This is a genomic window from Pseudomonas tremae (genome assembly GCF_023278125.1).
Taxonomy (GTDB): domain Bacteria; phylum Pseudomonadota; class Gammaproteobacteria; order Pseudomonadales; family Pseudomonadaceae; genus Aquipseudomonas; species Aquipseudomonas tremae.
In genome coordinates this window covers 4,415,065-4,434,921 of the sequence record NZ_CP066270.1, presented here as the reverse complement: position 1 = coordinate 4,434,921, position 19,857 = coordinate 4,415,065, and the positions used below count along the sequence as shown (strand labels likewise).

General features: G+C 56.9%; 19 protein-coding genes and 1 pseudogene. 12 read left to right on the top strand and 8 right to left on the bottom strand.

Going from position 1 to position 19,857, the window contains the following annotated elements; translation table 11 throughout:
- The first annotated feature begins 54 nt into the window (after positions 1 to 54).
- Positions 55 to 510, top strand: a complete 456-nt coding sequence (locus tag I9H09_RS20110) for a GNAT family N-acetyltransferase (protein WP_122347752.1) — start codon at positions 55 to 57, stop codon at positions 508 to 510.
- A 12-nt stretch (positions 511 to 522) separates the two neighbouring features.
- Here the strand turns inward: I9H09_RS20110 and I9H09_RS20105 are convergent, their stop codons facing one another.
- From I9H09_RS20105 to I9H09_RS20095, 4 genes and pseudogenes are all read right to left on the bottom strand, one after another.
- Positions 523 to 1,023, bottom strand: a complete 501-nt coding sequence (locus I9H09_RS20105) for a GAF domain-containing protein (protein ID WP_005892831.1) — start codon at positions 1,021 to 1,023, stop codon at positions 523 to 525.
- Positions 1,024 to 1,251: 228 nt separating this feature from the next.
- Positions 1,252 to 2,040: a methyl-accepting chemotaxis protein gene (locus tag I9H09_RS27255; protein ID WP_413469778.1), complete on the bottom strand. Its 789-nt coding sequence runs from the start codon at positions 2,038 to 2,040 to the stop codon at positions 1,252 to 1,254.
- A gap of 66 nt (positions 2,041 to 2,106) precedes the next feature.
- Positions 2,107 to 2,877, bottom strand: a pseudogene (locus tag I9H09_RS27250) (MCP four helix bundle domain-containing protein); the annotation flags it as partial.
- 198 nt (positions 2,878 to 3,075) lie between these two features.
- The gene (locus I9H09_RS20095) at positions 3,076 to 4,080 is read right to left on the bottom strand and encodes a proline iminopeptidase-family hydrolase (RefSeq protein ID WP_122347754.1); all 1,005 of its coding nucleotides are present in this window, start codon (positions 4,078 to 4,080) and stop codon (positions 3,076 to 3,078) included.
- A gap of 232 nt (positions 4,081 to 4,312) precedes the next feature.
- Between I9H09_RS20095 and nhaA the strand changes: the two genes are divergently transcribed.
- Together nhaA and I9H09_RS20085 are read left to right on the top strand one after the other, a co-directional pair.
- Entirely contained in the window at positions 4,313 to 5,491 is a 1,179-nt protein-coding gene (gene nhaA / locus I9H09_RS20090; RefSeq protein ID WP_122323917.1) for a Na+/H+ antiporter NhaA, read from the top strand.
- A gap of 379 nt (positions 5,492 to 5,870) precedes the next feature.
- Positions 5,871 to 6,173: a hypothetical protein gene (locus I9H09_RS20085; protein WP_005888920.1), complete on the top strand. Its 303-nt coding sequence runs from the start codon at positions 5,871 to 5,873 to the stop codon at positions 6,171 to 6,173.
- A 122-nt stretch (positions 6,174 to 6,295) separates the two neighbouring features.
- Here I9H09_RS20085 and katG read toward each other — a convergent pair whose 3' ends face one another.
- Entirely contained in the window at positions 6,296 to 8,566 is a 2,271-nt protein-coding gene (katG, locus tag I9H09_RS20080) for a catalase/peroxidase HPI (RefSeq protein WP_236502401.1), read from the bottom strand.
- A gap of 408 nt (positions 8,567 to 8,974) precedes the next feature.
- Between katG and I9H09_RS20075 the strand changes: the two genes are divergently transcribed.
- On the top strand, positions 8,975 to 9,406 hold the full coding sequence (locus I9H09_RS20075; protein ID WP_024690146.1) for a GNAT family N-acetyltransferase: 432 nt from the start codon (positions 8,975 to 8,977) through the stop codon (positions 9,404 to 9,406).
- A 199-nt stretch (positions 9,407 to 9,605) separates the two neighbouring features.
- On the opposite strand, the gene I9H09_RS20070 is transcribed toward I9H09_RS20075, so the two are convergent.
- Together I9H09_RS20070 and I9H09_RS27245 are read right to left on the bottom strand one after the other, a co-directional pair.
- A protein-coding gene (locus I9H09_RS20070; RefSeq protein WP_122268885.1) for an IS3 family transposase occupies positions 9,606 to 10,768 on the bottom strand; the annotation gives its coding sequence in 2 pieces (ribosomal slippage) (positions 9,606 to 10,516 and positions 10,516 to 10,768; 1,164 coding nt in all).
- Positions 10,769 to 11,078: 310 nt separating this feature from the next.
- Positions 11,079 to 11,771, bottom strand: a complete 693-nt coding sequence (locus I9H09_RS27245) for a YopT-type cysteine protease domain-containing protein (RefSeq protein WP_223810527.1) — start codon at positions 11,769 to 11,771, stop codon at positions 11,079 to 11,081.
- 446 nt (positions 11,772 to 12,217) lie between these two features.
- Between I9H09_RS27245 and I9H09_RS20065 the strand changes: the two genes are divergently transcribed.
- Positions 12,218 to 12,589: a DUF3450 domain-containing protein gene (locus I9H09_RS20065; protein ID WP_004418152.1), complete on the top strand. Its 372-nt coding sequence runs from the start codon at positions 12,218 to 12,220 to the stop codon at positions 12,587 to 12,589.
- The gene (locus tag I9H09_RS20060; protein WP_024670817.1) at positions 12,589 to 12,927 is read left to right on the top strand and encodes a hypothetical protein; all 339 of its coding nucleotides are present in this window, start codon (positions 12,589 to 12,591) and stop codon (positions 12,925 to 12,927) included. Before I9H09_RS20065 ends, I9H09_RS20060 begins: the two co-directional genes overlap by 1 nt.
- A 67-nt stretch (positions 12,928 to 12,994) precedes the next feature.
- On the opposite strand, the gene I9H09_RS20055 is transcribed toward I9H09_RS20060, so the two are convergent.
- A complete protein-coding gene (locus I9H09_RS20055) occupies positions 12,995 to 13,225 on the bottom strand; it encodes a hypothetical protein (protein ID WP_024670818.1) in 231 nt (76 codons plus the stop codon).
- Between the two features lie 257 nt (positions 13,226 to 13,482).
- Here I9H09_RS20055 and I9H09_RS20050 point away from each other — a divergent pair, with 257 nt between their 5' ends.
- The 6 genes from I9H09_RS20050 to I9H09_RS20020 all read left to right on the top strand — a co-directional run bounded on the left by I9H09_RS20050 (position 13,483) and on the right by I9H09_RS20020 (position 19,830).
- Entirely contained in the window at positions 13,483 to 13,821 is a 339-nt protein-coding gene (locus tag I9H09_RS20050) for an HNH endonuclease (RefSeq protein WP_080268225.1), read from the top strand.
- Between the two features lie 791 nt (positions 13,822 to 14,612).
- Positions 14,613 to 15,086 (top strand): terminase small subunit, encoded by a 474-nt coding sequence (locus I9H09_RS20040; RefSeq protein WP_024670820.1) that lies wholly within the window; start codon positions 14,613 to 14,615, stop codon positions 15,084 to 15,086.
- Positions 15,086 to 16,771 carry a terminase large subunit gene (locus tag I9H09_RS20035; RefSeq protein WP_236502331.1) on the top strand — a complete coding sequence of 562 codons (1,686 nt, stop codon included), beginning with the start codon at positions 15,086 to 15,088 and terminating at the stop codon, positions 16,769 to 16,771. Before I9H09_RS20040 ends, I9H09_RS20035 begins: the two co-directional genes overlap by 1 nt.
- Positions 16,772 to 16,773: 2 nt before the next feature.
- Positions 16,774 to 17,988: a phage portal protein gene (locus tag I9H09_RS20030; protein WP_122346338.1), complete on the top strand. Its 1,215-nt coding sequence runs from the start codon at positions 16,774 to 16,776 to the stop codon at positions 17,986 to 17,988.
- Complete coding sequence (locus I9H09_RS20025) at positions 17,975 to 18,616, top strand: HK97 family phage prohead protease (RefSeq protein ID WP_122346337.1); 642 nt, start codon at positions 17,975 to 17,977, stop codon at positions 18,614 to 18,616. The genes I9H09_RS20030 and I9H09_RS20025 overlap by 14 nt, the downstream gene beginning before the upstream one ends.
- Positions 18,613 to 19,830 (top strand): phage major capsid protein, encoded by a 1,218-nt coding sequence (locus I9H09_RS20020; RefSeq protein WP_122346336.1) that lies wholly within the window; start codon positions 18,613 to 18,615, stop codon positions 19,828 to 19,830. The genes I9H09_RS20025 and I9H09_RS20020 overlap by 4 nt, the downstream gene beginning before the upstream one ends.
- Positions 19,831 to 19,857: the final 27 nt, after the last annotated feature.

Sequence of the window (19,857 nt, the reverse complement as noted above, 5' to 3'; positions counted from 1 at the left end):
AGGCTTTTGCAGTCCGAAATAAGCTCAGTGATCGTCAGTCATGGAGCGCTTCAGATGAATGTCCGGATCCGGCCCGCCTGCGAGGCAGATGCCGAGGCCATCAGTCGAGTGGTATTGGCAGCCTTGCACACCAGCAATGCCAGGGATTACTCGGCCGACGTAATCGAGCGTGTCGCGCAGAGCTTCAGTGCTTCTGCGCTTTGTGCACTGATGAGGCAACGCCAGATGTTTGTGGCAGTGGCTGGAGCCATGATTGTCGGAACGGCGAGCCTGGACGGCCATGCCGTTCGCTCGGTATTCGTGGACCCCGACTGGCATCGGCGCGGGGTGGGCCGGTTGTTGATGGAGCAGATTGAGCGCGTGGCCCGTGGCGCGGGCGAAGAGCGGCTGGTGGTGCCGTCGTCAGTGACCGCGCAGGGGTTCTACGCCGCTCTGGGCTTCAAGGTTGTGCGCGAGCACATTGAGGACGAAGAACGCACCTTGATCATGGAGCGGCACCTGCACAGCTGAGGCAACGAAGGGTCAGGTGGTCAGTTCCTGGATTTCCTGTAGCTGGTAGTGGGCATACAGCGTGCTGCCGATCAACGTGCAGAACACTTTCAGGGTGTCGAGCGTATCGTGATCGTCGAGCTGCGCGGGCAGCGTGTCCAGGCCGCACAGCGTGCCGAAGAAGTCTCCGTTGGGAAAAATGATCGGCAACGAAAAGTAGCTCTGAAACCCGTAGAGTTTCGGCACCGGGTGCTCGGAGTAAACCGCATCAGTGGCCAGTTCGTTGATCACGATAGGCTTTCTGTGCTGACGCAACTCGTTGCAGAGCGTTGTTTCCAGTTTGAGCTGATGGCCGGGTTCCAGTCCAAACTGGATCTCGTCATACACCGCACACGCGGTCCAGCTGCTGTCGGTCACTTTTGCAATAGCCGCGAATCTCAGCCCGGTCAGCCGGGTTACCAGCCGCAGAAGGCTGGAAGTGGCTTCGATTTCACTGATGACTGCCAGCTCTGCCGAAGTCAGGTTGTTGTTCAAAATGCGTCACCCTGGTCATAAAAGCACTCACGCAACCTTGGCAGTACGCCTGGCGCATGCCGATCTTGTGCAGGGTGTGATCGTGCCATATCTGATCAAGGCTTACATAACTATCTTGGTCCACGTACGTCACGATCGGTTATCAACTTTCAGTACGTTCTCAGCGCGACCACCCAAACAAGGCCTTACTTGTCGGGTGCCGTTGTCGCCACTGTCAAAACAAGCGCATCAGGTTTTGAATCGCAATACTAAATCGTTCAGATTTACCGCCAGTTCCGAAAGCTCGTTACTGGCTTCCAGTGTCTGGCGTGTGCCCTCGCTGCTTTGCACGGCCAGGTTACGGATACTGATCAGGCTTCTGTCCACATCTCTTGCCACCTGCGCCTGTTGTTCGGACGCCGTGGCGATTTGCAGGTTGCGGTTGTTGATCTCCAATACCGAATCGGTGATCTGCCGCAACGACTGCCCGGCGTCTTCAGCCGTTTTGCGCGTGTTGTGTACCTCAAGAGTGCTCTTTTGCATGGATTCGACCGTGGCGGACGAGCCAGCCTGTATCGCCGAAATCATCTGTTCCACTTCCTGAGTGGAAGTCTGTGTGCGATGCGCCAGTGCGCGCACTTCATCCGCCACCACGGCAAACCCGCGGCCCTGTTCGCCTGCACGCGCGGCTTCAATGGCGGCGTTGAGTGCCAGCAGGTTGGTCTGCTCGGCAATCCCGCGAATCACGCCCAGCACTTTGCTGATGTCCTGCGCCTGGCCTGCGAGGGCCGAGACCTGTGCGGAAGAGCCCTCTACCAGCCCTGTCAGGTTCTGCATGGCGGTCAGGGTTTCGGCGACACGCTGGTTGCCCAGATCGGCGGAAACACTGGACTGCTGAGCAGCCGCAGACGTTGACGTGGCGTTGCGAGCGACCTCTTCTACGGCGGCGCTCATTTCATTTACCGCAGTTGCGGCCTGTTCAATTTCGCTGTTCTGTTGCTGCAATGTGCGGTCGGCGCTTTCGGTAATCGAGGTCATCTCGACGGCGGCAGTGCTCAGTTGAGCGGACGCGCCGGAAATTTGCCGGATGGTATCGCGCAGGTTGCTCGACATGGTGTTCAGCGAGGTCATCAGCCGGGCCGCCTCATCCTTGCCGGAGACTTCCAGTTGCCGGGTCAGATCTCCCGCAGCAATGTCTTCTGCGAGTTCCAGAGAGGCGCTGATCGGGCGAACAATGCTGCGCGTCAGTGCAATGGCGAGGAATACGGTGAGGATCGACGCAACAATGACGACAGCCACCAACACATTGACGCTGTGGTTATAGACCGCTGTTGCGTCCTCGCCTGAGCGTTGGGCGTCTTTTGCGTTACGACCGCGCAGCGTGTTGAGGTCGGCCTGATAGGCATTGGCTCGCTGAACCTGTTCGTTGTTGGCGAAAGACAGGGCTTTTTCGTGGTCTGTCGCGTCGGTCGTGATTATCTGCTTCACGCCGGCCACGTAATTGTCCATCTTGTTGTGGGCCTCCTCGAACTGCACCCGGTCCTGCTCGTCGGAGATCAAATTCTTTCGGTAGAACTCACTGCGCCCCTGCAGCGTGTCAATGGCTTCCCGGGCGCTGCTCGCCGCCGTGCTTCGTACGGTAGGGTCGGTGCTGGCCAGCATGCGGATGCTTTCCAGGCGAGCATGAAGCAGGGCGATCTGGATGTCGTCGACGACCTGAACGCTGGGCAGTGAGTTCTCCTCGATGTTCTGCTCTGCCGCACGCAGGTGTCCGATCTGAATGTACGAAAACACGCCCAGGCCTATCAGGATCATGGTGATGATGCCAAAGCATAAGGATGCTCTGCGCGAGATATTCAACGACCTGAGATTCATATCAGCCTCCAGCGGCTAAAAACAGACGGAGGGGTGAAAAGCCCCTTCCTATGCCTGTTTTTCTGCCGAAGTTGATAGAGCTTTAATCAAAACGCCATGAAAGTTATTTCATGCTCGCGTTAAGTTGCTGGATGTAACGAGTAACTGTGAGGTCAGCAGCGCTGATAGTTTCAGATGCTGATGATTGCACTTCTCGATTTAAGTATTAACTCTATTTTTACTGCCTTGCTCTTTATGGGGCAGCTTTTTATTGTCGATGAACCCTTCTTCCGTCTGCACGTGAGCGACAGATCGCCGGTTGGCGTCGGCGACGTTATCCAGAAAGTTCGCTACACAGCCCATGCAGGCGATACGTTCTTCCACATGCGGCATGTGGCTTGAATCCTCGAATACTTTGCAGACGATACCGCGGATTTTTTTGACGTAAGGCCTGACCACCGTCGAGGTGGCTTCGTCATGGCGACCGGAAATCAACAGGGCAGGGACATTGACGAGCGGCAGGCGGTCGACAATGGACCAGTCTTTCAACGTGCCGGTGACATGGAACTCCGTAGGCCCGTTCATCGAGTGATATACGGTCGGGTCTTTGTCGATCTGCTCGAAAGTGCGTTTCACCTCATCCGGCCAGCGCTTCACGCGACACACATGGCGCTTGTGGAAAAGCCCGGAGGCTGCCAGATAGTCCGGGTGGTCCAGCGTGCCAGCCTGTTCATGAAGCGATAACGCCGTCTGCACGGCCTCAGGCAATTCCTTGCGCAGCCGGTTGGATTCGCTGGCCCAGGTATGCATATCCGCCGGTGAGTTGGCGATGATCAGTGCTTTCAGGCCTGGCGGTTGGAGCACAGCGTGCTCCGAAGCCAGCATGCCGCCCCAGGACTGGCCGAGCAGCACGTAATTGTCAGTGATCTTCAAGTGCGCCAGCAGGTTATCGAGTTCTTTCAGAAACAGATCGACTGTCCAGAACGCTGTGCCTTTGTGGGGTAGGTGGGTCGAGAGTCCGTTGCCCAACTGATCGTAATGGATGACAGTCCGGCCCGTACTGGCAATGTCTTTGAACGAATCGACGTAATCATGTGTACAGCCAGGGCCGCCGTGGAGGATGACCAGCGGCGTGCTACCGGTATGGCGATTACCAGTGACGCGATACCAGGTCCTGTATTCTCCAAAGGACGCGTAGCCTTCCTCTATCGGCATATATGCCATATCACCGGTCCCTGCTGGATAATTACTGGCACCATAGCGCGGGCGGGAAAATCTTGTAACTATAGGAAGTGATAGGTTTTGGCCGAGAGCCCTGTCGGCTGTCGCACCTGGCTGGCGGCAGGAGCACTGTGCATCCAGCGGCTAATTTGTATCCTCAGGTTTACCTGGGCATTGGCGAGGGCGGCGGGTGGTAAAGTCGCTGCCTTTTTACGCTACACCCCGCGGAGCCTTCATGCACACCCCCACGCCTCATAACGAATCCCCTAACGCGCTTGCGTTCATCACGCGGTTTTTCGCCGCTGAGTCCGCTGGCGGGCTGGTCCTGATGGGAGCTGCTCTGGCTGCCCTGATCGTTGCCAACTCGCCACTGGCCGACAGCTACTTTGCGGCGCTGCACGCGGTATTCGCCGGGCTGTCGGTTGCGCACTGGATCAACGACGGGTTGATGGCGATTTTCTTCATGCTGGTCGGGCTGGAAATCAAACGTGAAGTGCTTGCGGGCCAGCTCGCATCGTGGGGCCAGCGAGCATTGCCAGGTTTCGCCGCGCTGGGCGGCATGGTGGTTCCGGCATTGATCTACGTGGCATTCAACTGGGGCCATCCAGACACCATCGGCGGTTGGGCTATTCCGGCAGCGACCGACATCGCGTTTGCGCTGGGCGTGTTGTCCTTACTTGGCAAGCGCGTGCCCCTGTCGCTCAAGATATTCCTGTCGGCACTGGCGATTCTCGATGACCTTGGTGCTGTCCTGATCATCGCGCTGTTCTATACCAGTGACCTGTCGATCCCCATGCTCCTGGCAGCTTTTGCCAGCATTGCCGCGCTGGTTGCACTTAATCGACTGGGTGTGAAAAAGCTGCTGCCTTACCTGATCATCGGCGCGCTGCTGTGGTTCTTCATGCTCCAGTCCGGTATTCACGCCACCCTCGCAGGTGTCGCGCTGGCACTGTGCATTCCGCTCGGCAAACCCGATGAAGAAGCTACTTCGCCGCTGCTGCACCTTGAAGAAAAACTGCACCCCTGGGTCGCGTTCGCCGTTGTACCGATCTTCGGCTTTGCCAACGCTGGCGTGTCACTGTCAGGCATCACCGCCGACAAACTGGTAGACCCGGTGCCGCTTGGCGTCGCACTGGGGCTGCTGGTCGGCAAACAGGTCGGCATCTTTGCAATGGCGGCTCTCGCCATCCTCGCCGGTTTGGCCCGGCTGCCAGACGGTAGCAACTGGGGCCAGCTATACGGCGTCTCGGCACTGTGCGGTATCGGTTTCACCATGAGCCTGTTCATCGGCGCACTGGCCTTCCCTGGCGCTCCGGATCTGGTGGATGAGGTCAAGGTGGGCGTGCTGATCGGGTCGGTGTTGTCGGCATTGCTGGGGGTGATGGTGTTGCGCAGGTTTGGGGCGCGGGGGTGAATCGCTGCGTTACGCAACAAGCACTCATCTTTACGCAAAAGTCTCGATGAGCTTGGAAAGCGGGTCTGAAACTATGCAGACTCTCGTTCACACGCGTTACACACAACCCCTGAGTTACCCGGAAAATGGGACCGTCACAGGATCCTGTTTATTAATGTTTATGGGTTGAGCGTCGATACAGCTGGGGCAAACAGGCCTTGCTGGTCAAAGCGGTCAATTATCCGGTGTGAAAGGCCTTGAATCACACACGCTGGCTATCACGCCCGATCTGCGCGCTACTGAAAAAACGGAACCGCAGAGTGATCACAAACCTCGTCCTGTTGCAATAACCCATCTAAGGATGGCAATTTTACGTCTTTATTAAAGAAGGGATTCAGCTATGACTTCAAAGATTCCGATGGCTTTACTGTTGTGTGCTTTGCCTTTTTTCACGTACGCAGCGGAATACAACGTAAAGACGTACTGCAAAAAAGTAGCCGACTCTGTAGGTGGGAGCGCTCAAATCGAACTCGGATGTCGTGAGCAGGAAAACGATGCGAAAGCTGCTATACCGGGCAAAAACGCAACGCCAAAAATACTGAAATATTGCGATCAGGTTGCCCAGTCAATCGGTGGCAGCTATCAGATACTTTCAGGCTGTATTGACCAAGAGCAGGATGCACAAAAGAAACTCGGAAATTAATCCTCTTTCTCGGCATTTACGGTCCAAGGTGCATTAGCAATAAGGGCCCTGTTGCAAGCGCAAGCCTAGAAAAACGCCTCCACAAGGGAGGCGCTTTTTACACTCGGTATATCACCCAAGCATTAAGCGAGGTCGAAACGGTCAAGGTTCATCACCTTGGTCCAGGCGGCCACGAAGTCTTTGACGAACTTCTCGTTCGCGTCCGAGCTGCCATACACCTCGGAGATCGCACGCAGTTGAGCATGAGAGCCGAAGACCAGATCGACACGTGTGCCGGTCCACTTCACTTCGCCAGTCTTGCGGTCACGTGCTTCAAAGGTGTCGTTGGCACCCGAAGTCGCTTTCCACTCGACGCCCATGTCCAGCAGGTTCTTGAAGAAGTCGTTGGTCAGGCTTTCTGGAGTGTGAGTGAACACGCCATGTTTGCTTTGCCCGACATTGGCATTCAAGACCCGCAGGCCACCCAACAGCACGGACATTTCCGGTGCAGTCAGGGTCAGCAGTTGTGCCTTGTCGACCAGCAGCGACTCAGCCGACACCTTGTAATGACCCTTCTGATAGTTGCGGAAACCGTCGGCAACAGGTTCCAGGAAGCTGAACGACTCGACGTCGGTCTGCTCCTGAGAAGCATCGGCACGGCCCGGTGTGAACGGAACCGAAACGTGCTGACCAGCGTTTTTAGCGGCCTGTTCGACGCCTGCACTACCGGCCAGAACGATCAGGTCAGCGATGGAAATCTTCTTGCCGCCCGACTGAGCGCCGTTGAACTCGCTCTGAATACCTTCGAGGGTCTTCAGCACGTTCGCCAAATGCGCAGGCTGATTCACAGCCCAGTCCTTCTGCGGCGCCAGACGCAGACGCCCGCCGTTGGCACCACCGCGCTTGTCAGAGCCGCGGAAGGTGGAAGCTGCCGCCCATGCGGTTGAAACCAGCTGCGACACCGACAGCCCCGAAGCAAGAATCTTGCTCTTGAGCGCGGCAACATCCTGATCGTCCACCAACGGATGATCAACGTCCGGAATCGGATCCTGCCACAACAGCTCTTCGGCCGGTGTTTCCGGACCGAGGTAGCGGGCGAGTGGGCCCATGTCGCGGTGAGTCAGCTTGAACCAGGCGCGTGCAAATGCATCGGCCAGTTGCTCCGGGTTGGCCAGGAAGCGGCGGGAGATCTGCTCGTAAGCCGGATCGAAACGCAGCGCCAGGTCAGAAGTCAGCATGCTGGGTGCATGACGTTTGCTCGGATCATGGGCATCCGGAATCTTGCCAGCGCCAGCGCCGTTCTTCGGCGTCCACTGATGAGCGCCCGCCGGGCTCTTGGTTAGCTCCCACTCGAAGCCGAAGAGGTTTTCGAGGTACTCGTTGCTCCACTTGGTGGGCGTCGAGGTCCAGGTCACTTCCAGGCCGCTGGTGATGGTGTCACCACCTTTACCCGTACCGAACTTGTTGCTCCAGCCAAAGCCTTGCTGTTCAAGACCTGCGGCTTCCGGCTCCGGACCGACGTTGTCGGCAGGGCCGGCACCGTGAGTCTTGCCGAACGCGTGACCACCGGCAATCAGCGCCACGGTCTCTTCATCATTCATGGCCATGCGGCCGAAGGTTTCACGAATATCCCGCGCTGAAGCAACCGGATCAGGAACGCCTTCAGGGCCTTCCGGGTTCACGTAGATCAAGCCCATCTGCACTGCGGCCAGCGGGTTTTCCAGATTCCGTTCGCCGCTGGCGTTACGGCTTTCTTCGTTAGGGTGATTCTCCGGCTCGGCCACCAGCGTGCCGTCGCCCGGCTGCTGCATTTTCTTCTGCGCGCCGTAACGCTCTTCGCCGCCCAGCCAAGTGGTTTCGGAACCCCAGTAAACGTCTTCTTCCGGCTCCCAGACATCCGGGCGACCACCAGAGAAACCGAAGGTCTTGAAGCCCATCGACTCCAGCGCCACGTTACCGGTGAGCACGATCAGGTCGGCCCAAGAAATCTTGCGGCCGTACTTCTGTTTGACCGGCCAGATCAGACGACGGGCTTTATCCAGGCTGACGTTGTCAGGCCAGCTGTTAAGCGGCGCAAACCGCTGCTGACCGGCACCTGCACCGCCACGGCCGTCACCGGTACGGTAAGTACCAGCGCTGTGCCAGGCCATACGAATGAACAACGGACCGTAGTGGCCGAAGTCAGCTGGCCACCAGTCCTGGGACTGAGTCATGACATCGCGCAGGTCCTGTTTGACCGCTTCAAAGTCCAGACTCTTGAATTCTTTCGCATAGTCAAAGCTCTCACCCATCGGGTCAGAGAGCGGGGAGTGCTGGTGCAGAATCTTAAGATTCAGCTGCTTCGGCCACCAGTCACGGTTCGTTGTACCGCCGCCGGCAGCATGGTTGAAAGGGCACTTCGATTCAGTTGACATGCTTGATACACCTTTGGTCATTTTCATTCGGTCATCCAGTCCTTCGGGACCTGAACAACACTGAAAGAACTCATAGCACAGGGTTCATATCGGCCGTTCGATCAACGATCAGGCCAACTCTGTAAATACGTCGCGTGGCGATAATCAGATTGCCGCGAGGCGAGCCCACAACGTGCGCAGTAAACCTGAGCTCATTCTTATCTCCTCATCAGGGTAAAACCGTGCGGCCTCCACCGACGCCTTGTAGATTAGCCTCCTTGGCGGATATTTCTAATAGAAAGAACGTTGGGGGGTGATAGGGAGATTTAGAGACGGGTCGTGCTGGCGGATCTATAGCGCGGTGTCATCGAAATGCCCAGTCCATCTGCTAGCCTGTGAGGCCGTTCGGACAGCAGAATGGATTCACCAATGATCACAATCCGCCCCATGACGATGAACGACTACGACGCAGTCATCGAGCTCATGCGCACCACACCCGGCATCTCGATCCGCGACGCCGACTCTCGCGAATCGACCGCACGCTATCTGGAGCGCAACCCTGGCATGAGCTTCGTCGCTGAAGCCGATGGCGTTCTGTGCGGCTGCGTCATGTGTGGCCACGACGGTCGCCGAGGGTATCTGCAGCATTTGATTGTGCTGCCTGATTACCGGCGGCAGGGAATCGCCCAAGAGTTGGTTGAGCGGTGTCTTGGTTGCCTGGAGAACATCGGGATTTATAAGTGCCATCTGGATGTGATGAAGACGAATGAGGCTGCTGGGCGGTACTGGTCGGGGCAGGGTTGGGTGTTGCGGGAAGATATTGATCGGTATTCGATGGTGCGGCGGGAGGGGGATGTTTGAAGGGGGGCTCTCTCTGGGATAAAAAACGATAATATTTCGGCTAGCTTGTCACCACATCCCATACGTTTCGCTTTTTCAACTTGTTCGATAGCAAGGGTGATAGGCTCAGTAGTGCCGCGCACGTACCGAAAATAGTCGACTTGAACAGTTCATGCTGCGGCCGGCCTTTGGTCTAGACCCGGAGGACATTCTGTAGTGGTCAACTGATCCCGGACACGACGTTAAGTTTTTTCTCGGCCTGAGCCGGTGGCAGCCCACCATTAAATTGGTGCGGTCGAATCCAGTTGTACCTGTGCATCAAAAAATGGCTGATATCCCGCTGAGCTTGTTGGACCGTCGTGTAGCCCATGGTCGGTATCCACTCGGTTTTCAGGCTCCTGAACACCCGCTCCATCGGCGCATTATCCCAACAATTTCCTCGCCGGCTCATGCTCTGACGCATGCGATATCGCCAAAGGCGCTGGCGAAAACTCCGGCTTCCATATTGCGAGCCCTGGTCGGAGTGGAACAGCAGACCTTGAGGCTTCCCTCGCTGCTCGTAAGCCATGTCCAAGGCCTTGATGACCAAGTCGGCATCCGGCTTTCCCGACAACGCCCAGCCCACAACACGGCGGGCAAAAAGATCTAGCACAACTGCCAGATACTGCCATTTCCCTTGAGCCCAGATGTAAGTGATATCGCCACACCAGACGTGGTCAGGAGCGGACACATCAAACTCCCGGTTCAAAACATTAGGGATGTCGGGCCGCTCGACCGTCGCCTTTTTGTAAGCATGCGATCCCGGTTGTTTGCTGACCAACTCCAGCTCGCGCATCAGGCTGCGTACCTTGAATCGCCCGATCTGCTCACCGTCGTCCTGCATCATGGCCATGATGCTACGGCTACCGGGAGCACTGCGGCCTTGGGTGAACAACTCGTTCACCCGACTGCGCAATCGAAGGCGCTCTACATCCGGTGTGCGGCGCCTGAGACGCCGAGCGTAGTAGCACGAGCGGGTCACTTCAAACACCTTGCACAGCCAATCAACCGGCTCGTGGATGCTCAACTGGTCAATCAGCGCGAACGCTCGAGATCTTCCGACATCAAGAGCGCGGTAGCCTTTTTTAAGATTGATTTTTCCCGCTCAAGGCGAGCAATTCGGGCTTCCAGCTCTTGGATTTTCTGCTGCTCCGGGGTCAGCGCTTTGCTCTGCGGGGTGACGCCCGTGCGTTCTTGCTGCACCTGGTCGACCCATCGGCGCAAAGCCGACTCGCCGACACCAAGCGAGCGGCTGGCCTCAATGAAGCTGTAATCCTGCTTAAGAACGAGGTCGGCAGCCTCGCGTTTGAATTCAGGGGAAAAGGTACGGCGTTGTTTGGTCATCTGACACCTCGTTCTGGCGATATTCTCGCCTAAATGGGTGTCCGGTTTCATTAGACCACTACATTTCGGTTCGAAGTGGACGATGGTCCGGATTGCTGAGACTCACAAGATGTCGGAGCGATCCGCGCGCGAAATCATCCGACAGGGAGTGGCCTGGATCGACGGTGCTTTGGGAGATTTCTCCGAGGCAGCGTAAAAAGTTCTTTCAGGCCTGATAAACACCTGTTTTTATAGCACGGTGTTCAGCTGTACCAGCGCGACACGATGACAATTAGACCCCAGCCAAGCGCTGGGGTCTTTCGTTTCAACGTTACGAAACTCTAAACTCGTTTATTCCGTACAAGTTGTAATTCAAGTCATTGTAGTGATCTATCAAAGCCTTAAGCATCTGAGGTGCTGCACTGCGGGATGAATGGAACTCTCCAAGATTGGGGTCGAACAACTTGAACTGACCCCCTTCACAAGAACAAGCGATTGCATGACCTTGAACGCTTGCAAAGCGTAAGCTCAGCAAGTGCTTTCTGCCTGCCTGAGCCACATCGCTTGCTACTGTCTGGGCCAATCGCGCACTACCACCTGATGCCATGGCAGCTTTAGGTTCTCTGCGTAATGAAAGACCAGCATTTTCGAGAACGGCGGTGCTGGCAGTGATGAGCGGGGCTCCGTCACCATCTGATAGGGCCGAGGCCAATGCATTTCTATAGACCTGATGCCTGTGTGCTCCGTTACTTTGCCCCGCTCCATGATGGTCTAGGTGGTCCATTCGTGATTGTGCGTTGCCGGAGTTGCTCATCAGAAGCCACTCAGTGGAAAGACCAGCGCAGATATTGTTCCTATTGACATCTCTTGACGCCACCGCAAAATCATCTAAGTCTACATCCCTAGTTGAGTCACTTCCCTGACTTACGCTTGAAGAAGATGCGCACCCTTTGTCACCCAATATTACGGCTAAAAACGGATGTATCCCTCGGCTTCTTGGCTTTAGAGCTAAGTCTAAAGGCATTTCTCGGCTCGCTTCCGAATGCTCAGCTTGAGGCGCGCTTGATGTTTGTGGCGCATGGTTGTCTTGATGATGCACAGTTGCTAGCGCTGGTGTTGCCATACTTATCTTCATGCATACCTCGAATTTTCCCCGTTACGGTTTTTGGCTTAAAATCTGTCCAGCTGTCCTAAAAGCGACATCTGAGTGTCCGAATTGCCCTCCCGGTTCCACAGTGCTGTGGCCAGACTCCGCTGCATCCCGCCATTTTTGTATCGCCGTAGTCAGGTTGGACCTTCGGGCGGAGCCTGAACGCGGTATAGCCGGTTGTCATGCGTTACGAAAGAACACCGGCAGCCAGTACGTCCTCACTCCATCACACGGGGCAGTGCTGGCGGACAGATGGAAAGACATCACACCCATTTCAAGGCTCGCCATATCGGCGGGCCTTTTGCATTTCTGGAGTAACGATGGACCCGACCGACCTCGGCCCAGGCACCGCCACCTGGCTGGGCGGTACGGGCACAATCCTGCTGGGTGGCTTCCTGTGGTTGAGGAAATTCCTCTCCCGGGATGCGACCGACCGCGCCATGGACAACGCCGATATCGGCACAGTCCGCCGACTCAACGAATTGCTCGACTCTGAGCGTCAGGCCCGCAAGGACGCCGAGGCCAGAGCCGACCAGTTCGCCAAAGAGCGCAACGAGCTGGCTGCAGCTGTTGGTCGGATGGAAGGGAAGATCGAAGCCCTTACCAGCCAGGTAGCTCAGCTCACGGACAAGGTGACCACGCAGAGTGACGAGATCGCTCGGCTGCGTTCGCGCCTCGGAGGTATCAACTGATGGAAAGATGCGCAATTGATTTCATTGCTCGCCGCTGGTGGCGCAGCGTGGAAGTTTGGGTCATCGCCTCACTCTTGGTAATTGGATCGTTCGCACTGGGCTTCGGTGCATCGCAGTGGTATCTCGCCAGTTGGTACAGCGGCCAAGTCGCTGAAGTGCGCCGGGGTTATGACGAGGCCACCATTCAACGTGATATGCGCCTGAACAAGCTGGCCAGGTCCGCTACCGAAGCAGCTGGAAAGGTTGAGGATGCGGCGGGGAAGGCCACGGAAGCGGCAGAAGCAGCCAGCAAGGCCGCCGACAAGGTCAATGAGGCGGTAGAGCGGCAGACGCCATAGCTGCCGTTGTCCTCAGCGATGCAGCTTCAACTGACCTCAGCATTATAAAACCTCTCGGCATTTTACGTTAGCGCTTGACCAGCCTTAGGCCAGGGAAGGTCTTTTTGGCGGCTGTGATTGGCGGTGACGTCATTGCGCTGACTATATCCAATTGTTTGCCGTGGGCAACTAGGGCTGCTCTAAGCGCTTCAAGCTGCTCTATTATGAAAGGGTCATCAGCCAAGCTGGTGCCCTCAATCTTCAAAATTGTTTCAGCCAGCAACTTGTAGTTTTTTAAAATCGTTTCTAAATCACTCATGTTATTCCCGCCACGTTGTCTTCTGGAAAAACCCAATTCCGTACAAGAATGTCGGCAGCAGCGATGCTTCGTCGAGATATTGCGGACGACCTGAGCGTGTAGAGCTGCCGATGAGAAAGAGCTGATTTTTGAGTGTGGCCACGATCATTCCTAGCTCTCAAGAAAACCTGATCAGCCACCACCTGATCGTACGCTGAATCCGGTCGCTAGTGATTGCTCTTACAAAGACTCATAAATTCGTTAAGCAGAGGAAAGATATGGCGCGGCTCAAGACGCTCGGCAACCGAGTCGCAACTCAAGACGACCGTGTAAGCACCGCGCCGCCAGCTACATGGCGAGCGGGCAAGACCACGGCAAACCAGCGAGGTTACAACTACGCATGGCAGCAAGCACGGTTGGTCCATCTGGCTGCGCAACCTCTATGCGTGTACTGCGATCGGGCTGGCTTGGTCGTCGCGGCCTCAGTGGTCGACCACTCAGTACCTCATCGCGGTGATCAGGATATTTTCTGGGACAGAAGCCTTTGGGTTTCTCTGTGCACCCACTGCCATTCTTCTGTGAAGCAACGCGAAGAAAGCTCACACCAATTCAGGTGATCCTATGCAAGCCGATAAACCCCAGCCGGCTCATTGCCATGTAGCTGGATGCATTGCTGTGGCCAACAGGAAAGGCGCTGTGCTTTGTGAGAAGCATTACACCAGGCATCGGCGGCATGGATCTACTGACAAGGCCGTGGTAGTCAAGCCTGGACTGCTCAGCCATTCGCACGGCTACACCCTGACCTATGCGCCGGAGCATCCGTTGCGCCGGGATTCCAGCTGTCGAGTGTATGAGCATCGCAGGGTTTATCACGCTCAGCATGGCGATGGTCCATTCAACTGCCATTGGTGCTCAACCATTGTGGGTTGGGATGACTTGCACGTCGACCACCTCAACGATGTGAAAGATGACAATGCTCCGAGCAATCTCGTAGCAAGCTGCGCTACCTGCAATCAGAAGCGCGGTGTCGGCAAGATGGCGCTGACTCATCGGCTGAAGTCCAACCGGCGGTACACGGCTCACGGCAAGACGATGTGCCTCATTGAGTGGGCACGCCACTTGAACCTGTCCCGTAACGCTTTGGAGTATCGGTTAGGCGCTGGCTGGAAGCTTGACGATGTGTTCTCCCCAAGGAAGGGCAGATCGGGACCGCCGAGTAGTGCTCGGTCAGCCAGCGTGGTTTAAGGAGACGGCAAGTGGTGCCTTCTGACCGATTTCGACCGAATTTGCATCGTTTTGGTGCGAAATCCGACGGTTTGGAGGGGGGGGCAAAAATATGGGGTTTTCTGATCACTAGACCGCCCTCGACCGCACGTACAGATTTTTTTCCCTTCAGGATTTTTTGTTAATGGCTTTAACACCCAAACAGCGCGCATTTGTCGATGCTGTTAGGGGAGGTGCGTCCAACAAAGATGCAGCGATAGCCGCAGGCTACGCGGCTGCCAGCGCATCGGCAGCTGGTTCAAGGCTTGCGAAACATCCGAACGTGATGGCCGCACTAGGCACGATGCGCGTTAACAAAAAAGTTAAAGGCCCAGCCCCGGCTCCAATTTCTGACGGGGCGTCGGATGAGCCGCAAGAAGCTGGCTTTGATCTGGCGAAGGCCATGCGTCACTCGGACCCCAAAGACTTTCTGTTGGCGGTCATGAACGACTTTGAAACCGAACCGAAACTGCGTGTCGATGCCGCGAAGGCGCTGATGCCGTTTGTTCACCCGCGAAAGGGGGAAAGTGGCAAGAAAGAGGCGGCCAAGGACAAGGCTGCAGGTGCCGCCCAAGGCAGGTTCGGCGTGCGTAAAGGCCCGCTGGCGGTGGTGAAATAATGGAGTGGTCAACCGCCTGTACAGACTGGGAGCAACGCATTGTCGCCCGCCAGAGCCTGATCCCGTTCGAACCCTTATTTCCTGATCAAGCGGCTGAAGCTTTAGAGGTCTTCGGCGGCCTGCGCATGGTGGATGCCACCGGTAGCCCGCTGATGAGCGAGACCGTGCGGTCCTGGGTTAATGAATTCGTCGCCGCCATCTTCGGCGCCTATGACCCATACAGCGGCCGCCGGATGATCAGCGAGTTCATGCTGCTGATCAGCAAGAAGAACGGTAAGTCCACCATTGCCGCCGGCATCATGCTCACGGCAGTGATAGTGAACTGGCGCACCTCGGGCGAGTTCATCATCTTAGCGCCGACAAAGGAAATTGCCGACAACTCCTACATCCCGATCCGAGACATGATCAAAGCCGACGATGAGCTCAAGGCCTTGTTCAAGGTGCAGGATCACCTGCGCACGGTCACTCATTACGAGACAGGTGCCACGCTGAAGGTGGTGGCGGCCGATAGCGAAACTGTCTCGGGCAAGAAAGCCATCGGCGTGTTTATCGACGAGCTGTGGGTATTCGGCAAGCGAGCCAATGCCGAGGCAATGCTGCGCGAGGCCACCGGCGGTCTGGCATCGAGGCCAGAGGGTTTCATTATCTGGGCAACGACCCAGTCCGATGAGCCGCCTGCAGGCGTCTTCCGGCAGAAGCTGCTCTATGCCCGTCAGGTTCGCGACGGCGGGATTGTCGACAAGTCTTTCTTGCCGGTGCTCTACGAATTTCCGAAACACATGATCGACGCGGGCAAACACCGCGATGTTAAGCACGCGTACATCACCAACCCGAACCTGGGGCTGTCGGTAGACGAGCCGTTCATTGAGCGCGGCTTCATGCAAGCGCAGATCGACGGCGAAGAGTCGTTCCGTGGTTTTCTGGCCAAGCATTTGAATGTCGAGATTGGCCTGGCGCTGCGCTCTGATCGGTGGGCCGGTGCCGAGTTTTGGGAGGTGCAGGCCAAGCTGCCCGGCCTGACGCTGGACGATCTGATCGAGCGCTGCGAAGTGATCGATATCGGCATCGACGGCGGAGGCCTGGACGACCTGCTTGGGTTTGCGGCAATTGGGCGTGACAAGCACACGCGCCAGTGGCTGTTGTGGACGCACGCCTGGGCTCACCCGTCGGTGCTCGAGCGCCGCAAGGGCGAGGCGCCACGGCTTCATGACTTCGCCAAAGAGTGCCATCTAACCATGGTTCAAGTCATCGGCGATGACCTTGAGGAAGTCGCGGACCTCGCAGCCCGCGTCGAGAAGGCCGGCCTGCTGGATCAAGTCGGCGTCGACCCGGCCGGTATTGGTGGTGTGCTCGATGCGCTGGTTGCGGCTGGCGTGCCGCAGGACAAGATCATTGGTATCTCGCAGGGCTGGAAGCTGGGCGGCGCGATCAAGACCACCGAGCGCAAGCTGGCCGAAGGCGGCTTGATCCACGGCGGCCAACCCATGATGGCCTGGTGCTGCGGCAATGCCAGAGTCGAGCCGCGTGGTAACTCGATCCTCATCACCAAGCAGGCTTCAGGCTCGGCCAAGATCGACCCGCTGATGGCCACCTTCAACGCGGTATCCCTTATGTCACTCAACCCCGAAAGCAAAGGCGGGATGGATGACTACTTAAACAACGGTTTCTTCGGACTTGTAGGCTGACTATGGCGTCTCATTGGTACAACCCGCTGTCCTGGCGGATGTTCGGCTATGAGGATCCGAAAACCGGCGACTATGTCGAAATGGACATGACGGTCGGTGGAAAGGCAACGAAAGCCGGGGTCAAGATCACGCCTACCAAAGCCATGAACATCAGCATCGTTTGGGCTTGCGTGAAAATCCTGAGTGAAACCGTTTCAGGGCTGCCGCTCAAGCTCTACGACGACAAGGATGGCAAGCGGCAACTGGTGGCGCACAAGGACCGAGCCAGTCGCATCATGCGTAAGCCGAACCCTTTCATGACTCGCCTCAACTTCTTGAAGGCGGTTGTGGTGAACATGGCTTTGCGCGGCAACGCTTTTGCCATCATCGAGCGATCCAGCGGTGGCGATCCTATCGGTTTCACGCTGGTATCTCCGGATAATGTGACGGTCGACACGCTCGACTCTCGCTTAATTTATTACGTGTCGCTCGATGGCAAGCGCGCCCCGGTTTCACCCGAGAACATGCTGCACTTTAAGTTGTTCAGCAGTGACGGGATCAACGGAATGTCGCCGGTCGAGCATCAGGCCGAAACCATTGGCCTGGCAAAGGCCGCGCACGACTGGTCCGCCCGCTTTATGCGCAAGGGTGGATTCACGGGTGGTTACGTCATCTACGACGGGTTCCTGACTGCTGAGCAGCAGGCTCAGGTGATGAATAAGTTTCCCGACGTTCGCAAGGCCGACACCGAGGATCTGGGCAAGATGGCCATCCTGCAGGGCGGCCCGAAAATCGTGCCTGCTGGCCTGACTCAGAAAGACAGCCAGTTCATCGAATCCCAGCAGTTCCAGGAAGAAGCCTTGGCGGGCATCTGGGGCGTTCCGCTTTACCTGGCCAACCGTGCTAGCAAGACCTCGATCATGGGCTCCAACCTGGAACAGCAAACCAGTGGGTTCGTGACGTTTGGCTTGAAGCCCTACTTGGATGCCATCGAAGACGAGTTCAACGACAAGCTTTACGGCGATACAGATCGATTCGTCGAGTTTGTCGTCGAGGGGCTGCTGCGCGCGGATAGCGCAGCCCGTGCGACGTACTTCGGAGGCGCCCTGGGCGGATCCGGAGGCTCGGGCTGGATGACCATTAACGAAGTCCGTGAAAAGGAAAACCTGCCGCCACTGGCGGGAGACGAATACAACCGGATCACCCGGTGGGAGATGCAGACCAATGTCAAAACTTGAAGTCCCTTTCGAACTCAAGGCAGCGGATGAAGCGGGAAACTTCGAGGGATATGCCGCCGTGTTCAACAACGTCGACCTGGGCGACGACGTCATTCTCCCGGGCGCATTCATCAAGGTGAAAACCACTCGGGGCGGTCGACTGAAGTTGGCCCTGTTCCACGATCTGACGCGCCTTGTCGGGTCTGCAGATTTCACCCAGGACAGCAATGGTCTCTACATCAAAGGAAAGATCAACCTGGCTGTGAGCTACGCGCGTGACGCTTACGAGCTGATGAAAGAGGGCACGCTCGACAGCATGTCCATCGGCTTCAACACGATCCTGGCCGCTTATGAAGAGCGTGAGGGTCGGAGCATCCGCATTATCAAGCAGGCAGAACTCTGGGAAGCCTCGCTGGTGCCATTCGGCATGAACCCAGAAGCAAAAGTTACCGACGTCAAATCGGACATCAGACTTTTTGAGAAGGGCCTGCGCGATCGCATGGGCCTTTCGCAAAAGGAAGCGGCAGCCGTCGCTTCGCTCGGCTACTCCGCCGTGCACCGTGATGGTGACACAGCGGCCACGGTGATCGTGGATGAGCTGAAACAACTTTCAACACTGTTCACCCATCATTTTGGAGATTCGCAATGAGCGAAGTGAAAGAGCTGCGCGATTCCCTGGACAAGCAACTTAAAGACGGCTTCCAGGGCCTGCAGCAAAAGTACGACCACGTCACTGAAGAGTTGCAGAAAGGCAACACCGTCACGCTGGAAATGAAGTCCAAGATCGAAAACCAGAAAGGCGAACTGGAGCGCGTCATCGAGCAAGTGCAGAAGCTCGAGGAAAAGGGAATTCACCTGCGCACCCAGGGCGGTGAGAAGAAAAGCTTCATCGACCTCGTCAAGGGCAACGACGCCTACAAATCGCTGCAGCAGAAGAACCAGAATCAGGCTGAAATCGAGGTCACCAAATCCGACATGGCTTCCATGTCCGAGACCAAGCTGACCAGCGCGGGCCTGGTGCCGACCCAGTGGGACCCGGTTATTCAAGATCGCCCGCGCCAGGAACTGGTGATTCGCGACCTGATCCCGACCACGCCCGTGACAGGTCAGAGCTACAGCTATTTCCTTGAGAAGCTGCACACCCGTGGCGCTGGCATGGTGGCGGAAGGCGCGGCCAAGCCTTCCAGCGATGTCACTTTCGAACAGAAGACCGACAACGTCCGCAAGATTGCTGTGTGGATGCCGGTGACCGACGAAGCCCTGGATGATATTCCGCAGCTGTACAGCTACATCCAGGAGCTGCTGCGCTACGACTTGAAGCTCAAGGAAGAGGGGCAGATTCTCAAGGGTGACGGCGCTGGCAATAACCTGAACGGCATCATGACCCAGGCCAGCGCCTTCAATGCGCAGCTCAGCCAAACCGGTGACACTGCGATCGACACCGTGCGCCGTTCTATCTATCAGGTGCGCAAGCAGTCTCAGCGTGCGGCTGATGCCGTGGTCATGACTGACCTTGACTGGATGAATATCGAGCTGTTGAAGGATGCCGACAACCGCTACCTGTTCGCCAACCTGCAGGGCCTTGTCACTCCAATCCTGTGGGGCCGCCCAGTAGTGGTGTCTGACAGCATGGACGAGGGCACCCCGGCTGCCGACGGTACTGCCGCTTCCGGTGGTGAATTCCTCGTCGGCTCCTTTGCCCAAGGCGCGCGCCTGTACGACCGCATGGCGTACACCGTGAAGGTAGGTTGGATCAATGACGACTTCGTTAAGAACCAGCGTGTCGTGCTGGTAGAAGAGCGTCTTGGCTTGGCCGTTCGCCGCCCTTACGCGTTCGTGAAGGGCCGCTTTGCAGTCAAGTGATCGAACCCATCCGCTCGGGGCCATAAG

Coding starts and splice junctions, on each gene's coding strand:
- I9H09_RS20110 (WP_122347752.1), top strand. CDS start 55: ATGAATGTCCGGATCCGGCCCGCCTGCGAGGCAGATGCCGAGGCCATC.
- I9H09_RS27255 (WP_413469778.1), bottom strand. CDS start 2,040: ATGACCTCGATTACCGAAAGCGCCGACCGCACATTGCAGCAACAGAAC.
- I9H09_RS20095 (WP_122347754.1), bottom strand. CDS start 4,080: ATGGCATATATGCCGATAGAGGAAGGCTACGCGTCCTTTGGAGAATAC.
- nhaA (WP_122323917.1), top strand. CDS start 4,313: ATGCACACCCCCACGCCTCATAACGAATCCCCTAACGCGCTTGCGTTC.
- I9H09_RS20085 (WP_005888920.1), top strand. CDS start 5,871: ATGACTTCAAAGATTCCGATGGCTTTACTGTTGTGTGCTTTGCCTTTT.
- katG (WP_236502401.1), bottom strand. CDS start 8,566: ATGTCAACTGAATCGAAGTGCCCTTTCAACCATGCTGCCGGCGGCGGT.
- I9H09_RS20075 (WP_024690146.1), top strand. CDS start 8,975: ATGATCACAATCCGCCCCATGACGATGAACGACTACGACGCAGTCATC.
- I9H09_RS27245 (WP_223810527.1), bottom strand. CDS start 11,771: ATGCCTTTAGACTTAGCTCTAAAGCCAAGAAGCCGAGGGATACATCCG.
- I9H09_RS20065 (WP_004418152.1), top strand. CDS start 12,218: ATGGACCCGACCGACCTCGGCCCAGGCACCGCCACCTGGCTGGGCGGT.
- I9H09_RS20060 (WP_024670817.1), top strand. CDS start 12,589: ATGGAAAGATGCGCAATTGATTTCATTGCTCGCCGCTGGTGGCGCAGC.
- I9H09_RS20055 (WP_024670818.1), bottom strand. CDS start 13,225: ATGAGTGATTTAGAAACGATTTTAAAAAACTACAAGTTGCTGGCTGAA.
- I9H09_RS20050 (WP_080268225.1), top strand. CDS start 13,483: ATGGCGCGGCTCAAGACGCTCGGCAACCGAGTCGCAACTCAAGACGAC.
- I9H09_RS20040 (WP_024670820.1), top strand. CDS start 14,613: ATGGCTTTAACACCCAAACAGCGCGCATTTGTCGATGCTGTTAGGGGA.
- I9H09_RS20035 (WP_236502331.1), top strand. CDS start 15,086: ATGGAGTGGTCAACCGCCTGTACAGACTGGGAGCAACGCATTGTCGCC.
- I9H09_RS20030 (WP_122346338.1), top strand. CDS start 16,774: ATGGCGTCTCATTGGTACAACCCGCTGTCCTGGCGGATGTTCGGCTAT.
- I9H09_RS20025 (WP_122346337.1), top strand. CDS start 17,975: ATGTCAAAACTTGAAGTCCCTTTCGAACTCAAGGCAGCGGATGAAGCG.
- I9H09_RS20020 (WP_122346336.1), top strand. CDS start 18,613: ATGAGCGAAGTGAAAGAGCTGCGCGATTCCCTGGACAAGCAACTTAAA.